Here is a 15,697-nt window from a genome sequence, read left to right on the forward strand (position 1 = left end):
GTACTCCCGGCTCTTCAGGACCCTTCCCCGACTCGCCGTGGCGCGCAACAGGGGAGGTACGGCGTACGGGTCCTGGCGGGCGCCGTACGGCCTCTCACCGGCCGTTTGACACGGTGGTGAGAGGTGGGAGGGTGGGAGGACGGAGGGACGGGCACGCCCGTCCTGGCCACGGGAGCGAGGAGAACGGAGAGCGACGTGAGCGGCGACAGCGGCCCGGTGATGGGGGACGAGGTCTACCAGCCCGACGGCTCCGACATCGGCGAGGACGAGGGCATCCTCGACGACGAGGACACCTTGCAGAACCGTGGCTCCGACCCCTTCGACGAGGGCTGGTCGCCGCCCGAACGGCCCCTGGGCGTCGAGAGCACGGGGACGACCGCCGCCGAACGCTCCGCCGGCGAGTCGCTCGATCAGCGGCTCGCCGAGGAGGTCCCCGAGCTGAGCCCGCTGGACGGGGACGGCATCGGGGACCTGCCGTACGGCGAGGGTGAGCAGTTGGACGACGAGGTGGGCGACGACCGGTCCGGGCGGCTGGTGGCCCCCGACGAGGGCGCCCACGAGGATGCCGAGAAGGACATGATCGCCAGCGATGTGGGGATCGACGGCGCCGCCGCTTCGGCGGAGGAGGCAGCCGTACATCTGATCGCCGAGGCTCCCGAGGGCGAGGGCGACGGGGAGTGACCTTCGGACGCGTACACGCGTCCGAAGGAGCGATCGTCAGGGATGCGGAGGGGTGCGGCCGAACGGGCCGACGCGCCCGGCTCAGCGGTTCTCCAGCCGTACCTGGATCTCCTCCTCCTGGTCGCCGGAGGCCTTGCCGACGACCCGTACGGTGAACGCCGAGGTCAGGGTCTTGCGTACGTGTTCCACCGCCGTGTAGCCGCCCTGGAGGGTGGCCTCGACCGGCGCCGTCAGCCGGGTGGCCGCGGGGTCGTGCCGCAGCTCCGTCGAGTCGAAGGTGGCGATCCACACGGTCGAGCGCACGCCGGGCACGTCCTGCGGGAGGTCGTCGGGCGCCCGGTCGCAGGTGTAGGCCGTACGGAGCGCGCCGAACACCGCGTGCGCGTCCTCCTTCGCCCCGCCGGTGAGGGCCACGACGACCTCCGCCCCCGCGTGGTCCACCGCTCCGGCCTCGTCCGCACTGTTCACGTGGATCGTTCCTCTCCGTCGTCGCCTCGGGGACTCCCCCTTCCAGGCTCTCCCCGGCGGCGCGAGGCCGCGACCCGGACGCGCACCGCGGTGACCTCTGCGCGCAGCCGGTCCAGCGGGGTGGGCGGCAGTTCGCGGGCGGCGCCGCGTGCGTAGTGGCGCTCGACGAAGAACTGCGCCACCGACAGCACGGTGGTGACGATGACGTACCAGAGGGTCGCGACCATCAGCAACGGGATGATCTGGTACGTGCGGTTGTAGACGAGCTGTACGGAGAACAGCAGGTCCTGGACGGCGAGCACACTGACGATACTGGTGCCCTTGAGGGTGCCGATGAGCATGTTGCCCGCCGTGGGGACGATCGAGCGCATCGCCTGCGGCACGATCACCCGGCGCAGCACCCGCCACCGGCTCAGGCCGAGCGAGGCGGCGGCCTCCGACTGGCCCGCGTCCACGGAGAGGATGCCGCCGCGCACCACCTCGGCCGCGTAGGCGGCCTCGTGCAGGGTCAGTCCGATCAGCGCGGTGAGGGCGGGGCCGAAGAGGTTCACGGTGGTGAAGGTGAGGAACTCCGGGCCGAAGGGGATGCCGATGCCCAGGGTCGGGTAGAGCGCGCCGATGTTGAACCAGAACAGGAGCTGCACCAGCAGCGGTGTGGCGCGGAAGATCCAGATGTAGCCCCAACTGATCGTGTTCAGCACGGGGTTGGCGGACAGACGCATGACGGCGAGGGCGGTGCCGATGAGGAAGCCGAGCACCATGACGGCGGCGGTCAGCCACAGGGTGAGCAGCAGGCCGTCGAGGACAGCGGGGGTGGTGAAGTACCGCCCGACCACGCCCCATTGGAACCGTTCGTTGCGGATGACGGAGTTGACGGCCATCCCGAGGACCAGCAGGGCGACGGCGGCCGACAGCCGGCGTCCGGGGTGGCGGCGGGGGACGATGCGGGTGATCTCGTCGGGTTCCTTCGGGGCCGTGGGCCGCGGGGAGGTTCCGGGCGGGGCGGACGCGCGGGTGGTCCGGGGGCCGTCGAGCGAGGGCGAGAGGGACATGTGAGGGCTCCGGCGGGGAGGCGGCGGGGTGCGGTCGATGGCATGGACCGGGCGGCAGGGGTCGTCACGCACACCGCGTCCCTCAACGCGGCCGGTGCGTACCGGAGTTCACACGGAAGCGGCACAGCGGCCGTCCGTGCCGGCCGGTGCCGCACACCCCTGGATCGTACGGGTGTACGACGGATCGCTGTCAAGTGCGCCCGACGGTCCTGGCGCACCGGGGCGGCGCCCGGCCGCCTGCCCACAGGGCGAGCACGTGTTGACTTCGTGTGACGTCCCGTGCTCAATTGACACCATGCAGAAGCAGCAGCCGTTGGTCACCCGCGGCCACATCGACTTCGGTCGCGTGTGGTCCGCCTCTTGTTGCGCCTGACCCGGCAGCGGGCCGCCTGACCGGCCCCTCCCTCCCTCGGTGACCCCGTCGCGGGCCGAGCTCCACCCTCTCACCGGGCGCACGCTGCCGCTCTCCCCCGGCTTCACCTGACGCACCTCCGTCGTCACGCACCCTCTCACCTCCCCCTGCCACGGGGTCCGTTCGGCATGCCTTCCCCTGCCGCGCCCCGGCCCCGGCCTCCGTACGAAAGGTCCGTCATGCCTGTGGAGTTCCTCGGTATCGCCGCCACCCACAACGGGTCGGAGACGACATCCCGCTCCGGCGCCTCGTTCGACAAGGAGTACACGCTCAAGCTCGCCCGGGCCCACGAGGACCACGGCTGGGACCGGGTGCTGTTCGCGTACGGATCGGGCTCGCCCGACCCGGCGCCGGCCGCCGCGTACATCGCCTCCCGTCTGGACCGGCTCCAGATCCTGCTGGCACACCGGCCGAACGTCTCGTACCCGACGTTCGCCGCGAAGACCTTCGCCACCCTGGACCGGATCAGCGACGGACGTCTCACCGTCCACTTCATCACCGGTGGCAACGACCACGAGCAGGGCCGGGAGGGCGACACGCTCACCAAGGACGAGCGCTACGCCCGTACCCGGGAGTACATCGGCATCGTCAAGCGGATCTGGACCTCGCACGAGCCCTTCGACCACGAGGGCGAGCACTACCGGTTCCACGACTTCGTCAGCGATGTCTTCCCGGTCCAACAGCCGCGTCCCGACGTCTCGTTCGGCGGCTCCTCGCCGGCGGCGTACGCGGCGGGCGGCGCCGAGGCCGACATCTACGCCCTGTGGGGCGAACCGCTGGCGAGGACTGCGGAGCAGATCGAGGCGGTGAAGGCCGCCGCGCGGGCCGCCGGGCGCACCACGCCGCCGCGCTTCCAGGTGGCCTTCCGACCGATCATCGCCCCCACGGAGGAGCTGGCCTGGGAGAAGGCACACCGTACGGTCGCGGCGATCAAGGACCACACCGCGCGGGGCGCGGCGAGCGTCGTACGGCACCACTCCCGGCTCGCCCCGGAGAACACCGGGGCGCAGCGGCTGATCGCGATCGCCGAGGCGGGCGAGCGGTTCGACCGGGCCCTGTGGACGCCGACGGCCGCCGCCACCGGTGGCGCGGGCAACTCCAACGCGCTGGTCGGCACACCGGAGACGGTCGCCCAGGCCCTGCTGGACTACTACGACCTCGGCGTGGACATCATCTCGGCCCGCGGGTACGACCTGCTGGACGACGCCATCGACTTCGGACGCCATGTCATCCCGCTGGTGCGCGCCGAGGTCGCCAGGCGTGAGGCGGCGGGCGCTCCGCGCGGCCCGCAGACCCTGGTCGGGGCGGGCCGATGACCTCCGTCGCCGAACCCCGTGGGCTGACCTGGCGGCGGACCGTGGTCTCGGATCCGCTGGTGCGGCCGATGCTGGAGGAACTGGGCAACGAGTACTCCGCGCGCTACGGCAAGGACGCGCACGGCGAGCTGGCCCGGTATCCCGCCGAGGAATTCGCCCCGCCGCACGGCGAGTTGCTGCTGTTGCTGGAGCACGGTGTGCCGGTCGCCGGGGGCGCGTTCCGCCGCTTCGACGAGCACACCGCGGAGCTGAAGCGGATCTGGACGCACTCCGCGCACCGGCGGCGCGGGCTCGCCCGGCAGGTCGTCGCGGAGCTGGAACGCGTCGCGGCCGTACGCGGCTACCGCCGGATCCACCTCACCACCGGACCACGCCAGCCGGAGGCGCGCGGGCTCTATCTGGCGGCCGGGTACACACCGCGGTTCGACACCGCGGCGGACCCGGAGACCATCGGCCCGCTGCCGTTCGAGAAGCGTCTGGTGGCTCCGGCTCCGGCACCGGACGCCGCCGGGCGGCCCACCGGAAGCTCCGCCGAGAACTCCACGGAAAGAGAGGGATGACCGCGTGCGCACCCTGATCCCGGGCCGCTCCCGGACCGCGCTCCGCGCCGCGGCGGGCGCGCTGACGGCCGCCCTGGTCCTGCCGCTCCTGACGGGCTGCGGCTCGGACGCGGTGACGTCCGAGGAGGCCGGCGCCGCCCCGCCCTCCTCGGATGTCACCGCCGCCCTGAAGAAGAACCCCGCGCTGGCGAAGCTGCTGCCCGAGGAGGTACGGAAGCGGGGGACGCTCACACTCGGCGCCTCCGTGGGCGCGGCGCCCAGCTCCTACTTCCCCAGCACGTCGAGCAAGGTCCCGGCCGGTCAGGACGTCGACATCGCCGACGCCATCGGCAAGCTGCTGGGGGTGCGGCTGACGCGGCAACAGGCGAGCTTCGACGCGATCCTGCCCGCGCTCGGCAGTGGGAAGTACGACGTGGGCACCGGCAACTTCGGGGTCACCGACGAGCGCAGGAGAACGATCGACTTCGTCACGTACATCAACGACGGGCAGGGGTTCGCCGTCCGCGAGGACGACACGAGCCTGGACAAGGTGACCCGGCTCGACCAGCTCTGCGGAAAGTCGATCGGGGTGGGCGCGGGGACCACGTTCGAGGCGACGCTCGAAGCCGAGAAGAAGGTCTGCGCCGCCGCGGGCAGGAAGCCGTACACGGTGCACGTCTACTCGGACAACGGGTCGCTGCTCACCAGCCTCCAGCAGCACCGGGTCGAGGTGGTGATGTCGACGATCAACGGGCTGCGTTACCAGGCGGCCCGGCCCGCCGCCGGTACACGGTTCCTGAACGAGTACCACCGGCTCGACGTGGGGTTCGCGTTCAAGAAGGGGTCCCCGTTGCCGAAGGCGTTCCAGGCGGCCGTCAACGAACTGATCCGGGACGGTACGTACCGGAAGATCCTCGACCGGTGGGGGACACGGGAGTCCGCCATCGAGGAGTCCCGGATCAGTCCCCCCGAGCAGAAGTGACCGGCAGGAGCCTCTGATGAACGTCTCGCCGCCGGCCCCCTCCCCGGTTTCGTACGAGGTCCCGTACGAGGAGGACGGGTACGCGTCGCTCACGGTCGTTCCGGCGCGCCACTACTGGCGCTGGGCGGCCGGTGTGGCGGCGCTCGTCCTCGTCACCCAGTTCGCGCACGGCCTGGTCACCAACCCGGGCTGGGAGTGGGACACCTTCTTCCTCTATCTGACCGCCGACACGATCCTCAAGGCCGTCTGGGTAACCCTCCAACTCACCCTCTACGGAACGGCCCTGGGCTTCGCGCTCGGTGTCGTCCTCGCCTTCATGCGGCTGAGCAGGAGTGTGATACTCCAGACCGTCGCATGGACGTACATCTGGGCGTTCCGCTCGATCCCGCTGATCGTCCAGCTCCTGTTCTGGTTCAACCTGGCCTATCTCTACAAGGAGTTGGGGATCGGTATCCCCTTCGGTCCTGTGTTGTGGAGCTTCGACACGATGAACCTGGTCGGCGCGCTCTCCGCCGCCGTCATCGGTCTCGCGTTGCATCAGGCCGCCTACGCCGCGGAGATCGTCCGCGGCGGGATCATCTCCGTCGACGGCGGGCAGTTGGAGGCCGCGGCGGCGCTGGGCATCCCCCGGGCGCGCCAGCTCCGGCGCATCCTGCTGCCGCAGGCGATGCGCGGGATCCTGCCCAACGCGGCGAACGAGGTGATCTCGCTGTTCAAGGGCACCTCGATCGTCTCGGTGATGGCCATCGGCGAGCTGTTCTACCAGGTACAGGTGGTCTACGGCCGGAACGGGCGGGTCGTACCGCTGCTGATGGTCGCCACCGTCTGGTACATCCTGCTGACCACGCTGCTCTCCGTCGTCCAGTACTACGTGGAGCGGCACTTCGCGCGCGGCGCCGAGCGCACTCCCCCGCCCACCCCGCTCCAGCGGGCCAGGGCCTTCACCCACAGGATGCGGGCTGCCGCCGCCACCGGAGGTTTCCAGAAATGAGCACGGTCCCCGTCTCCGCCCCGACGGCCCCGGACACGGACGCGACCCCGGCTCCGGGCACAGCTCCGGCCGGCGCCGGTCCGATGGTCGACATCCGCGGCGTTCACAAGAGCTTCGGCCCCCTCGAAGTGCTGCGCGGGGTCGATCTTCAGGTACGCACCGGAGAGGTCGCCGTCGTCCTCGGCCCCTCCGGCTCCGGCAAGTCGACCCTGCTGCGCAGCATCAACCATCTCGAAAAGCTCGACCGCGGCCGCATCTCCATCGACGGCGAGCTGATCGGCTACCGGCGTTCCGGCTCCAAACTGCACGAGCTCAAGGAGCGGGAGGTGCTGAAGCAGCGTCTCCACATCGGATTCGTCTTCCAGAACTTCCATCTCTTCCCGCATCTCACGGTGGTCGAGAACATCATCGAGGCGCCCATCTCGGCGCTGCGCCGGCCCCGCGCGACGGCGCTCGCGCAGGCCGGGGCGCTGCTGGAGCGGGTGGGGCTCAGCGACAAGGCCGACACCTATCCGCGGCAGCTCTCCGGCGGCCAGCAGCAGCGGGTGGCCATCGCCCGCGCCCTCGCCCTGGAGCCCAAGGTGCTGCTCTTCGACGAGCCGACCTCCGCGCTCGACCCCGAGTTGGTGGGCGAGGTACTCGATGTGATCAAGGACCTGGCCCGCAGCGGCACCACCATGATCGTCGTCACCCATGAGATCGGCTTCGCCCGTGAGGTCGCCGACACCGTCGTCTTCATGGACGACGGTGTGATCGTCGAGCAGGGTCCGCCCGCCGAGGTGCTGGACCGGCCGCGCCACACACGTACCAGAGCCTTCCTGTCGAAGGTCCTCTGAGGCCGCCGGCCTCCCCTCCTCATTCCCTTCCCTGCTTTCTCTCCGCCCGCCCCCGTCAAGGAGCCGTCCCGTGCCACCCCGACGTACTCTCCGTATCACCGCCGCCCTGCTCGGCCTCGTCTCCGCCCTCTCGCTCACCGCCTGCGGCAACCCGGCCGACGGCACGGGTTCCGGACCGGGCGGCGCCGCGGCCTCGTCCGGTTCCGGCGACGGCAAGGGCCTCCAGATCGATCTGGGACCCGACCAGAAGCGGGTGTCCACCTCCACGGTGGACTCCATCGCCGCTCTCGTCCCTGCGGAGATCCGCCGCAAGGGCACCCTGGATGTCGTCAACTCTGCTGGTTCCGTACCCCCGTTGACGTTCCACGCCACCGACGACAGGACCGTGATCGGGGTGGAGCCGGACATCGCCTCGCTCGTCGCGGACGTACTCGGGCTGAAGCTGCGCTACCACCCGGTCGACTGGGCGAACATCTTCGTCGGGCTCGACAGCGGCAAGTACGACCTCGGGCTCAGCAACATCACGGTGACCGAGGAGCGCAAGGAGAAGTACGACTTCGCGACCTACCGGCTGGACAACATCGCGTTCGAGGCGAAGAAGGGCTCCGGCTGGAAGGTACGGGGGCCGCGCGACGTCGCGGGCAGAACCATCGGTGTGGCCTCCGGCACCAACCAGGAGAAGGTGCTGGTCGACTGGAGCACGTCCAATGTGGAGAAGGGGCTCAAGCCCACCGACATCAAGATCTACCAGAACACCAGCGACTACTACCTGGCACTCGGTTCCGGCCGGCTCGACGCCTACTTCGGGCCCAACCCGGTCGCCGCGTACCACGCCGCCTCCACCGGACAGACCGAGATCGTCGGTACGTTCTCGGGGGCAGGGGACGCGGTCCAGGGCAAGATCGCGGCCACCACGAAGAAGGACAACGGCCTGATCAAGCCCGTCCACGAGGCGCTGAACACCGTGATCAGGAACGGGACGTACGGAAAGGTCCTGAAGCGCTGGGGACTGGCGAACGAGGCGGTTCCGTCCTCGGAACTGAACCCCGCGGGGCTGCCGAAGACCGCCTCGTAGGGCTTCCGGCAGGGCTGCTGAGGCCATCCCGTCAGGCCGTCCCGCGACGTCCTCCGGCTCCGTCCCCAGGGTCGGTGGGGTTCCGCGACCGCGCGTACTTCAGCCGGGTGTTCCGCCGGGTCACCGGCGAGGCGCCGCACGCCTTCCGCAGCCGGGGTCCCGAGGAGCACGTGGGCTGACGGGGCGACCTAGAAAGCCTCCGTGGTGAGAACGAGCGTCACCTCCACCGGCGCTCCGGACGGCAGGCTCGCCACGCCGACGGCCGTACGGGCCGGGGGCGGGCCCGCCAGCAGGTGGCGGATACGGGCGCTGGCGCCGTCCGCGACCCGGCTGTGCGCGGTGAAGGCGGGCGTCGCGGCGAGATGGACGGTCATGGAGACCGCGGGGCCGAGCCGCAGCCCCGCCCCGGCCGCCGCGATCCGGCCCGCCTCGACGGCGCGCTCCGCCGCGAGCGCGGCCAGCGGGACGGCGTCCTCGACGGAGAGGTCCGCGCCGAGCGTCCCCGCGGCGAGGACGGCGCCACCGGCGCGCGGGGTCATCCCGGCGGTGAAGACCAGCCCGCCCGCCACGCGCGCGGCGGCGTAGTCGCCCGCGGGGACGGGCGCGTCCGGGACCGTACGGGTCACCGGCCCGGCTCCGTGTCGCAGACGGTGAGGACCTCGTGTCCGGTCTCGGTGATCAGGACGGTCGCGGAGAAGCCGATTCCGGCGGTGTCCCGCAGCCGCAGCGTGGGGACGACGTGGACGACCATGCCGGGGGCGAAGCGGCGCTGTTCGTTCTCGCCGAGGGAGAGCAGGTGGCCCTCGCCCCAGTCCGGCGCGAAGGCGATGCCGACCGAGTAGCCGCTGCGCTTGCGGTACGTGTGAGCGAGGCCCGCGTCCGCGATGGCCGCCTTGCACGCCGCGTGCGCCGCGGCCGGGGAGCCGCCGGGCACGACCTCGGCCAGGGCCGCGTCCCTGGCCGCCGCGCAGGCCGGGGCCATGGCCGCCGCCTCACCGGTCAGCGCGCCGGTCCATACGGTGTGCATGAGGGGCGCGTTGTAGCGTCCCGTGGTGGCCGACATCTCCAGCAGGACGGCCTCGTTCGCGCCGATGACCCGGTCGGTCCAGCTCGCGTGGATGGTGCCGGCGCGCGGCCCCGAAGCGACGAACGGCTCCATGCCGAAGTACTCGGAGCCGGACGAGATGAGCCCGCCGAACGCGGCGGCGGCCACGTCGCGCTCGGACGCGCCGGGGACCGCGGCGGCGGCCGCCGCGGCCATGCCCGCGTTGGTGCTCCGCGCGGCGGCCCTGATCTGTTCGATCTCCAGCGGTGACTTGACGAGCCGGGCCGCGGCCAGCGCGTCGTCGATGTGGGTGACCCGGGCGCCCGCGGCGTCCAGCAGCGCGCCGAGCCGCAGGAAGGGCTCGGGCGGCAGGAACCAGGAGCGTGCCTCGACCCCGACCGCCCGTGCGCCGGGGGCGAGTTCGGCGAGGAGGGCGGCGGTGGCCAGGACGGGGTCGGAGCTGTCCGGGTAGCCGGTGATCCGCTCGAAGTAGGTGGTCTCGGCCGCGTTGACGGTCTCGGTCTCCCGCATGAGCAGGGCCGCTTCACCGTCGGCGGTGACGATCAGACACTGGTACGTGTAGTAGCCGGGCGTGGCGTGGCCGGAGAGGTAGCAGACGTTCTCCGGGGTGTGCACGACGACGGCGTCCAGCTCCTTCTCCTTGAGCGTGGCGCGCAGCGCGGTGAGCCGCCGGTCGTACTCAGTCGCGGGAAAGACGGGAGGCATGGAGGGCTCCTGGGGTGGTGTGGTCGGGGTGCGGGACAGCAGAGGCGGGTGCGGCCGTTACGGAGCCGGCCCTTACGGGGGCGAGGGGTGCGGGGGCGGAGAGGCGGGTGAGCGGGGGCGTCGGCGGCTCGCCCAGCAGATCGGTGCGCAGATCGCCGAGGTACGGGAGCTCGCGCCGTACGGCGGCCGTCTCCGGGGCCGAGACGGTCACGACGCGCAGTTCGCTCACGTCGTCGGCGCACCGGGCCAGCGGCCGGCCGTCGGGGCCCCAGGCCCCGCTGCGGCCGAAGTAGTGCTCCCCCGCGAGGTCGCCGACCGCGTTGACGACGAGCACGCAGACGGTGTTCTCGACCGCCCGCGCCGGGTGGTAGACCCCGTAGCGGTACTCGGTCGGTCCGGTGGCGAACGCCGAGCCGAACAGGACGGCGTGGGCACCGGCCCGGGCGTAGGCGCGGGTCAGTTCGGGGAAGCCGGCGTCGTAACAGATGCCGAGCCCGACGGAGACTCCGCCGTCCTCGATCAGGACGAGTCCGGTGCCGGGGTCGAAGGCGTCGCGTTCGCCCTGCCACAGGTGGGACTTGCCGTAGTGGCCGCGCACGGTGCCGGTCGGGTCGATGACGAGCAGGGCGTTGTGCGGCCGTCCCGCCGTGGCGACGGCGGCGCCGAGGAGGACCCAGACCCCGGCCGTGGCCGCCGCCTCCGCGAGGGGCGCGAGCGGCGATCCCGGGGCGGGCACCGTACCGTCGGGCGGCGGTGTCAGGGACCACCCTTGCGGGTCGGCGGCGATCGACTCCGGGTCGTATCCGCAGGCGAACAGCTCGGGCAGGGCCAGGACACGGGCTCCGCGCCGGCCCGCCTCGGCCGTCAGCCGGGCGGCCAGGGCGAGGTTGGCGGGGAGGTCTCCGGGGGTGCTCGGCGCCTGGCCGAGGGCGATCCTCAGCTCCATACCGGTCCCTCCCCGGTCTGTGCCCCGGTCCCGTCCGCCGTGCCGAACGCTTCGGTGAGGACGGCCCGGTAGAGGCCGACGGCGTCGACGAGTTCGTCGACGACGATGTGTTCGTCCACCGCGTGCATCACTTCGAGCCGGCCGGGTCCGCAGACCAGGGCCGGTACGCCCGCCGCCCTGAAGTGCGTCATGTCGCAGTTGACGGTGAGTCCGCCCAGGCTGTCGTCGGCCCCCGCCGCCGCCAGCGCCCGGCGGCACAGCGCCACGAAGGGGTGGTCGTCGGGTGTCTCGGAGGGGCCGCCGGTGCTGGGGGCGCACGCGACGACGGAGGCGCTCGCGCCGTGCCCGCCGTCCGCCGCGCCCGCGTTGAACTCCGCGAGGACCGCGCCGACCTCGGCGAGCACGGACTCCTGGGTCTCGCCGGGCAGCAGTCGCCGGTCCAGGGTGATCCGGCAGCGTTCGGGGACGGCGTTGGGTGCCTCGCCGCCCTCGATCAGTACGGGGGTGCAGGTGGGCGCGCCGAGCAGCGGGTGGCCGTGGGCGGCGAGGGAGTCGGCGTACCGCTCCAGCAGGGCGATCACGGTGGCGGCGGCGGTCACGGCGTTGACGCCCTGAGCCGGGGTGGCGGCGTGCGCGGCCCGGCCGACGACCTCGACGACCGGGCGGACCGAGCCCTTGTGCGCGGTCAGCAGCCGCATCCCGGTGGGCTCCCCGACGATGACGGCGTCGGGCAGCCGGCCCTCAGCCGCCAGCAGGGGTACGAGATGGCGGGCGCCCAGGGAGTCGCCCTCCTCCTGCGACACGGCGGAGAAGACGATCTCCCCGCGTACGGGGCCCGTGCCGGCGTCGGCCGCCCGCGCCACCTCGATCGCGGCGCAGGCCATGGCGGCCAGTGGACCCTTGGCGTCCGCGGTGCCCCGGCCGTACAGCTTGCCGTCGCGCAGGGTGGGGGCGAACGGCGGGCTGGTCCAGCCGCCGCCCGCGGGGACGACGTCCAGATGCGAGTTGAGCATGACGACGGGCCCTCCCGCGCCGAACCGGCGGCGTGCGGTGAGGTTGACGCGTCCCGGGGCCAACTGTTCGGTCTCCACCGCGAATCCGGCGCCGGAGAGTACGTCGGCGAGGAGCGCGGCGGTGGACTCCTCCTCGCCGGTCGGGGTGGTGGAGTCGCAGGCGACCATGGCGCTGAGGAGGGCGGTCACGTCGACCGTGTCGGTCCTGCCGCTGCTGACAGTGGTGCTGGTGGTGGTGCTGGTGGTGCTCATGGAGAATATGTCCTTGCTCGGTCCGGAGGGCTCGGAAGAGGGGCGCGGGCCGTGCCCCACAGGGGTCAGTGCCGCCGGGTCCACACCGACGCGTACGCCGAGACCCGCGCCGTCCGGCAGCCGGACGGCGCCCCGGTGCAGGGTGAGGCCGTCGGTGACGTCGTGCGCGAGATGGGCGCAGCCCCAGAGTTCGGCGACCTCGATACGGAGGCCGGCGGCGAGGTGGGCGGTGGTCGCGCAGCCCAGGCGCCCGCAGTCCATCTGGCCGAGGCCGACGGCGAGTCCACGGGAGCGGGCCGCGCCGACGGCCGCCGCCAGCGCTGCGACGGTGCCCGCCTTCTCCAGTTTGAGATGGACGCCGTCGACGGCGCCCGCGTCGGCGACGGCGTGCACCGAGGCCGCGTCGCGCACCGACTCGTCGGCCCAGACGGGCACGGGCGAGGCGACGCGTACGGCGGCCATCGCGGCCAGGTCGCCGGGCGGGGTGGGCTGTTCCAGCCAGGCGACGCCGTGGTCCGCGAGCCATCGCGTGGCGGCGCGGGCGGTGTCCACGTCCCAGCCGCCGTTGGCGTCGACGGCGAGAACGACCGTGCCGGCGCCCGCGACCCGGTCGACGGCGCCGCGTACGGCGCTCACCCTGGCCCGGTCGCGGTCCTGGTCGCCGCCGACGCGGATCTTCACCCGGCCGAAGCCGGCCTCAGCGGCGGCGACCGCCAGCGCGGCGGCCTCCTCCGGTGTGCCGAACCCGATCGGAGCGTGGGTCGGCAGCGGCGGGTGCGCGACACCTACGGGAGCGGTGAGGGGTACGGACGCGGGGGCCGGTTCCGTACGGACGGCTTCCGTCCCCGGGCCGCTCCGGCCGTCCCGCTCGTCCGGCTCGTCCGGCGCCCTCAGCGTCGCCCACAGCGGCAGGCCCCGGGAGCGGGCCGCCGCGTCGCGCCAGGCGATGTCCAGCAGTGCGGCGGCCGGTGGGCAGTGGGCGGCCAGGCCCGTGGCGAGCGCGGCGGGGTCGGCCCAGGCCGGGTCGCTGGCCTGGGGCAGTCCGGCCAGCGCGGCGCTGATGGAGTCGGCCGTGTGGTGGGTGGCGTACGCGCCGTTTCCCCGGGTCTCGGCCCAGCCGGTCGCCCCGTCCGCGAGCCGCACGCGGAGGAAGACCTCCGTCAACTCCGCGGTGTCCACGGAGTGGTGACGGAGCTTCAGTCGCAGGGGGAGCCCGACGACGCCGTACTCCGCCCCGGTCACCGCCGGTGGTGCGGTGGGCCGGCCGCCGGCCGTCATGCGGGGTCCAGCGAGCCCACGACCTCGATGACGCGGTCGAGCGCCGCGTCCCACACGGTCTCCTCCTGGGCGAAGCAGAGCCGCATACGGCCGGTGCCCGCGAGGCCGAACTGGTAGCCGGGGTTGACGACGACTCCCGCGTGCTCCTTCAGCGCGAGCGCCACGGCCTGGTCACTCGCTCCGGTCAGCACCTCGGGGAAGAGGTACGCCGTGCCGTAACTCGCGTTGACCCGAAGGACGGAGGAGGCGTTGATCTTCTTGACGGTGGTGTCGCGCAGCGCCTGGTACTCCACGAGCCGCCGGTCGAGGAAGTCGCCGTCCTCCGCGATCCAGCGCGCCAGCAGGTGCTGCGCGTAGGCGGGGGCGCGCAGCGCGGTGCAGGACTGCACGTCCTCCATGGCGTCGACCAGCGCGGTGGGCGCGACGGCGACGCCGAGCCGGTACCCCGACAGGGATTCGGTCTTGGAGGGGCCGAGGAGGGTGACCGTACGTTCGGCCATGCCGTCGAAGGCGGCGAGGTGGTGGAAGCGCTCGCCCTCGTACACCAGCCGGCAGTACAGCTCGTCGGCGATGACGGTGAAGTCGTGGCGCCGGGCGGCGTCCGCGATGGCCTCGATCGTCTCCTCGCCGTAGATGGCGCCCGTCGGGTTGTTGGGGTGGGAGAAGACCATCAGGCGTGGTCCCTCGGCGGCGGCGTCCTCCAGCGCCTGGAGGTCCAGGGTCGGGCGGGTCCTGGCACCGCCGGTGGACTCGTCCGGCCAGATCATCGGGATGCGGCGGACGCGGGCGCCGAAGTAGCGCAGCATCCGTTCGGTGGAGAGGTAGTCGGGGTCGGGGAGCAGGACCAGGTCGCCGGGCGAGAGGATCGCGGCGAGCGCGGTGAACAGGGCTCCCTGGGTGCCGGGGGTGAGGATGACGTCGGCGGGTCCGGCGGCGGGTATGCCGAGTCCGGTGGAGACGTTGTGGGCGACGGCCTCGCGTACGGCGCGGTCGCCTCGGTAGGGGGTGTACGTCATGCCGTCGCCGCCCGCGGCGGCGGTGAAGGTGGGCAGCGCCCACTCGGGTGCCGGGAAGCGGTGGGTGTCGGCGTAGGTGGCGTCGAGGAGGACGTCCGGCCCCGGGCCGTTCTCCAACTGGCGTTCGGCGTCGCGTACGGACATCCCGAGCCGTTCGGTGTGTTCGGGCAGGGAGAGTCGCGCGATGGCCTCGGGCTGGTTGATCACGATCTGGTTCCTCACTGTGGTGCGTGCGTCGGGGCGGTGGGGTGACGCGGGTCGGGATGCGCGGGGTCGGGGTGACGCGGGGTCGGGGTGACGCGGGGTCGGGGTGACGCGGGGTCGGGGTGACGCGGGTCAGCCCGGGTCCGAGAGGGTGGCGGGCTGGCGGTCGATGGATCCGGTCAGTACGCCGAGGCCGCCCAGCACATGGGCGCGGGTGAGCGCGGCGGACTGTTCGGCGTCGCCGCCGAGGAAGGCGTCGAGGATGGCGGTGTGTTCGTCCACGGAGTTCTGCGCGCGGTGGGCGTCGGCCAGGTAGAGCGCCACGTACCGGTCGCTCTTCGCGCGGAGCTGGTCGAGCGCGGCCAGCGTGGCGGGCATGGCGGCCTGCGCGTAGAGGGCGTCGTGGAACTGCCGGTCGAGCAGCCGTACCTGTGCGGTGTCGCCGAGGGAGACGGCGACGCGCTGGCGTTCCAGCAGCAGCCCGAAGTCGGCTGCCAGGGAGCCGCGTTCACCGAACGTGGCCTGGGCCGCCGCCGCCGCGAGGACGCTCTCCAGGGCGGCGCGTCCGTTGTAGATGTCCCTGGCGTCCGCGACGGAGACCTCCGCGACGACGGACTTCTGGTGCGGGCGGTCCACGATCAGGTGCTCGGCGGCCAGCCGGGACAGTGCGTCGCGCAAAGGGCCGCGGCTGATGCCGAGTTCACCGGCGAGGGCTTCCTGGCTGAGCTGTTCGCCGGGTGCGAGAGCGCCGGTGAGGATGCGCTCGCGCAGTTGCTGGTAGGCCCAGTCCTGCTTGCGCAGGCTCCAGGGGGCGTGGGGGCGGGTGGTGTTGAGGCGGCCCGGAGGGGGCGGGGTGGTCATGGTC

The 15,697-nt window shown here is 72.6% G+C and carries 15 protein-coding genes; 7 read left to right on the plus strand and 8 right to left on the minus strand.

Annotated elements, in window-relative coordinates; genetic code table 11:
• Positions 1 to 219: 219 nt before the first annotated feature.
• The gene (locus tag ACIBJC_RS01770; RefSeq protein ID WP_399288039.1) at positions 220 to 681 is read left to right on the plus strand and encodes a DUF5709 domain-containing protein; all 462 of its coding nucleotides are present in this window, start codon (positions 220 to 222) and stop codon (positions 679 to 681) included.
• An 81-nt stretch (positions 682 to 762) separates the two neighbouring features.
• On the opposite strand, the gene ACIBJC_RS01775 is transcribed toward ACIBJC_RS01770, so the two are convergent.
• Together ACIBJC_RS01775 and ACIBJC_RS01780 are read right to left on the minus strand one after the other, a co-directional pair.
• Entirely contained in the window at positions 763 to 1,149 is a 387-nt protein-coding gene (locus tag ACIBJC_RS01775) for a hypothetical protein (RefSeq protein ID WP_399286289.1), read from the minus strand.
• Positions 1,146 to 2,201, minus strand: a complete 1,056-nt coding sequence (locus ACIBJC_RS01780) for an amino acid ABC transporter permease (protein ID WP_399286292.1) — start codon at positions 2,199 to 2,201, stop codon at positions 1,146 to 1,148. Before ACIBJC_RS01780 ends, ACIBJC_RS01775 begins: the two co-directional genes overlap by 4 nt.
• Positions 2,202 to 2,792: 591 nt before the next feature.
• On the opposite strand from ACIBJC_RS01780, the gene ACIBJC_RS01785 reads away from it, so the two are divergent.
• The 6 genes from ACIBJC_RS01785 to ACIBJC_RS01810 all read left to right on the plus strand — a co-directional run bounded on the left by ACIBJC_RS01785 (position 2,793) and on the right by ACIBJC_RS01810 (position 8,352).
• A complete protein-coding gene (locus ACIBJC_RS01785; RefSeq protein WP_399286295.1) occupies positions 2,793 to 3,929 on the plus strand; it encodes an LLM class flavin-dependent oxidoreductase in 1,137 nt (378 codons plus the stop codon).
• Positions 3,926 to 4,489 (plus strand): GNAT family N-acetyltransferase, encoded by a 564-nt coding sequence (locus ACIBJC_RS01790; protein ID WP_399286298.1) that lies wholly within the window; start codon positions 3,926 to 3,928, stop codon positions 4,487 to 4,489. Before ACIBJC_RS01785 ends, ACIBJC_RS01790 begins: the two co-directional genes overlap by 4 nt.
• Before the next feature lie 4 nt (positions 4,490 to 4,493).
• The gene (locus ACIBJC_RS01795) at positions 4,494 to 5,450 is read left to right on the plus strand and encodes an ABC transporter substrate-binding protein (RefSeq protein WP_399286301.1); all 957 of its coding nucleotides are present in this window, start codon (positions 4,494 to 4,496) and stop codon (positions 5,448 to 5,450) included.
• A 16-nt stretch (positions 5,451 to 5,466) separates the two neighbouring features.
• Positions 5,467 to 6,441, plus strand: coding sequence for an amino acid ABC transporter permease (locus tag ACIBJC_RS01800; protein WP_399286304.1), 975 nt, complete (start codon positions 5,467 to 5,469; stop codon positions 6,439 to 6,441).
• 83 nt (positions 6,442 to 6,524) lie between these two features.
• Positions 6,525 to 7,277 carry an amino acid ABC transporter ATP-binding protein gene (locus ACIBJC_RS01805; RefSeq protein ID WP_399288041.1) on the plus strand — a complete coding sequence of 251 codons (753 nt, stop codon included), beginning with the start codon at positions 6,525 to 6,527 and terminating at the stop codon, positions 7,275 to 7,277.
• 70 nt (positions 7,278 to 7,347) lie between these two features.
• Positions 7,348 to 8,352: an ABC transporter substrate-binding protein gene (locus ACIBJC_RS01810; RefSeq protein WP_399286307.1), complete on the plus strand. Its 1,005-nt coding sequence runs from the start codon at positions 7,348 to 7,350 to the stop codon at positions 8,350 to 8,352.
• Between the two features lie 188 nt (positions 8,353 to 8,540).
• On the opposite strand, the gene ACIBJC_RS01815 is transcribed toward ACIBJC_RS01810, so the two are convergent.
• From ACIBJC_RS01815 to ACIBJC_RS01840, 6 genes are all read right to left on the minus strand, one after another.
• Entirely contained in the window at positions 8,541 to 8,978 is a 438-nt protein-coding gene (locus ACIBJC_RS01815; protein WP_399286310.1) for a RidA family protein, read from the minus strand.
• Positions 8,975 to 10,123 (minus strand): M24 family metallopeptidase, encoded by a 1,149-nt coding sequence (locus ACIBJC_RS01820; protein WP_399286313.1) that lies wholly within the window; start codon positions 10,121 to 10,123, stop codon positions 8,975 to 8,977. Before ACIBJC_RS01820 ends, ACIBJC_RS01815 begins: the two co-directional genes overlap by 4 nt.
• Positions 10,098 to 11,069, minus strand: coding sequence for a carbon-nitrogen hydrolase family protein (locus ACIBJC_RS01825; protein ID WP_399286316.1), 972 nt, complete (start codon positions 11,067 to 11,069; stop codon positions 10,098 to 10,100). Before ACIBJC_RS01825 ends, ACIBJC_RS01820 begins: the two co-directional genes overlap by 26 nt.
• Positions 11,060 to 13,612: an ArgE/DapE family deacylase gene (locus ACIBJC_RS01830; protein WP_399286319.1), complete on the minus strand. Its 2,553-nt coding sequence runs from the start codon at positions 13,610 to 13,612 to the stop codon at positions 11,060 to 11,062. Before ACIBJC_RS01830 ends, ACIBJC_RS01825 begins: the two co-directional genes overlap by 10 nt.
• Positions 13,609 to 14,835, minus strand: coding sequence for a pyridoxal phosphate-dependent aminotransferase (locus ACIBJC_RS01835; protein WP_399286322.1), 1,227 nt, complete (start codon positions 14,833 to 14,835; stop codon positions 13,609 to 13,611). Before ACIBJC_RS01835 ends, ACIBJC_RS01830 begins: the two co-directional genes overlap by 4 nt.
• Positions 14,836 to 14,964: 129 nt before the next feature.
• The gene (locus ACIBJC_RS01840; protein WP_399286325.1) at positions 14,965 to 15,693 is read right to left on the minus strand and encodes a GntR family transcriptional regulator; all 729 of its coding nucleotides are present in this window, start codon (positions 15,691 to 15,693) and stop codon (positions 14,965 to 14,967) included.
• Between the last annotated feature and the right edge of the window lie 4 nt (positions 15,694 to 15,697).

The organism is Streptomyces sp. NPDC050509, from assembly GCF_044457965.1.
Classification (GTDB): Bacteria; Actinomycetota; Actinomycetes; order Streptomycetales; family Streptomycetaceae; genus Streptomyces.

Coding starts and splice junctions, on each gene's coding strand:
- ACIBJC_RS01770 (WP_399288039.1), top strand. CDS start 220: ATGGGGGACGAGGTCTACCAGCCCGACGGCTCCGACATCGGCGAGGAC.
- ACIBJC_RS01780 (WP_399286292.1), bottom strand. CDS start 2,201: ATGTCCCTCTCGCCCTCGCTCGACGGCCCCCGGACCACCCGCGCGTCC.
- ACIBJC_RS01785 (WP_399286295.1), top strand. CDS start 2,793: ATGCCTGTGGAGTTCCTCGGTATCGCCGCCACCCACAACGGGTCGGAG.
- ACIBJC_RS01790 (WP_399286298.1), top strand. CDS start 3,926: ATGACCTCCGTCGCCGAACCCCGTGGGCTGACCTGGCGGCGGACCGTG.
- ACIBJC_RS01800 (WP_399286304.1), top strand. CDS start 5,467: ATGAACGTCTCGCCGCCGGCCCCCTCCCCGGTTTCGTACGAGGTCCCG.
- ACIBJC_RS01805 (WP_399288041.1), top strand. CDS start 6,525: ATGGTCGACATCCGCGGCGTTCACAAGAGCTTCGGCCCCCTCGAAGTG.
- ACIBJC_RS01820 (WP_399286313.1), bottom strand. CDS start 10,123: ATGCCTCCCGTCTTTCCCGCGACTGAGTACGACCGGCGGCTCACCGCG.
- ACIBJC_RS01825 (WP_399286316.1), bottom strand. CDS start 11,069: ATGGAGCTGAGGATCGCCCTCGGCCAGGCGCCGAGCACCCCCGGAGAC.
- ACIBJC_RS01830 (WP_399286319.1), bottom strand. CDS start 13,612: ATGACGGCCGGCGGCCGGCCCACCGCACCACCGGCGGTGACCGGGGCG.
- ACIBJC_RS01840 (WP_399286325.1), bottom strand. CDS start 15,693: ATGACCACCCCGCCCCCTCCGGGCCGCCTCAACACCACCCGCCCCCAC.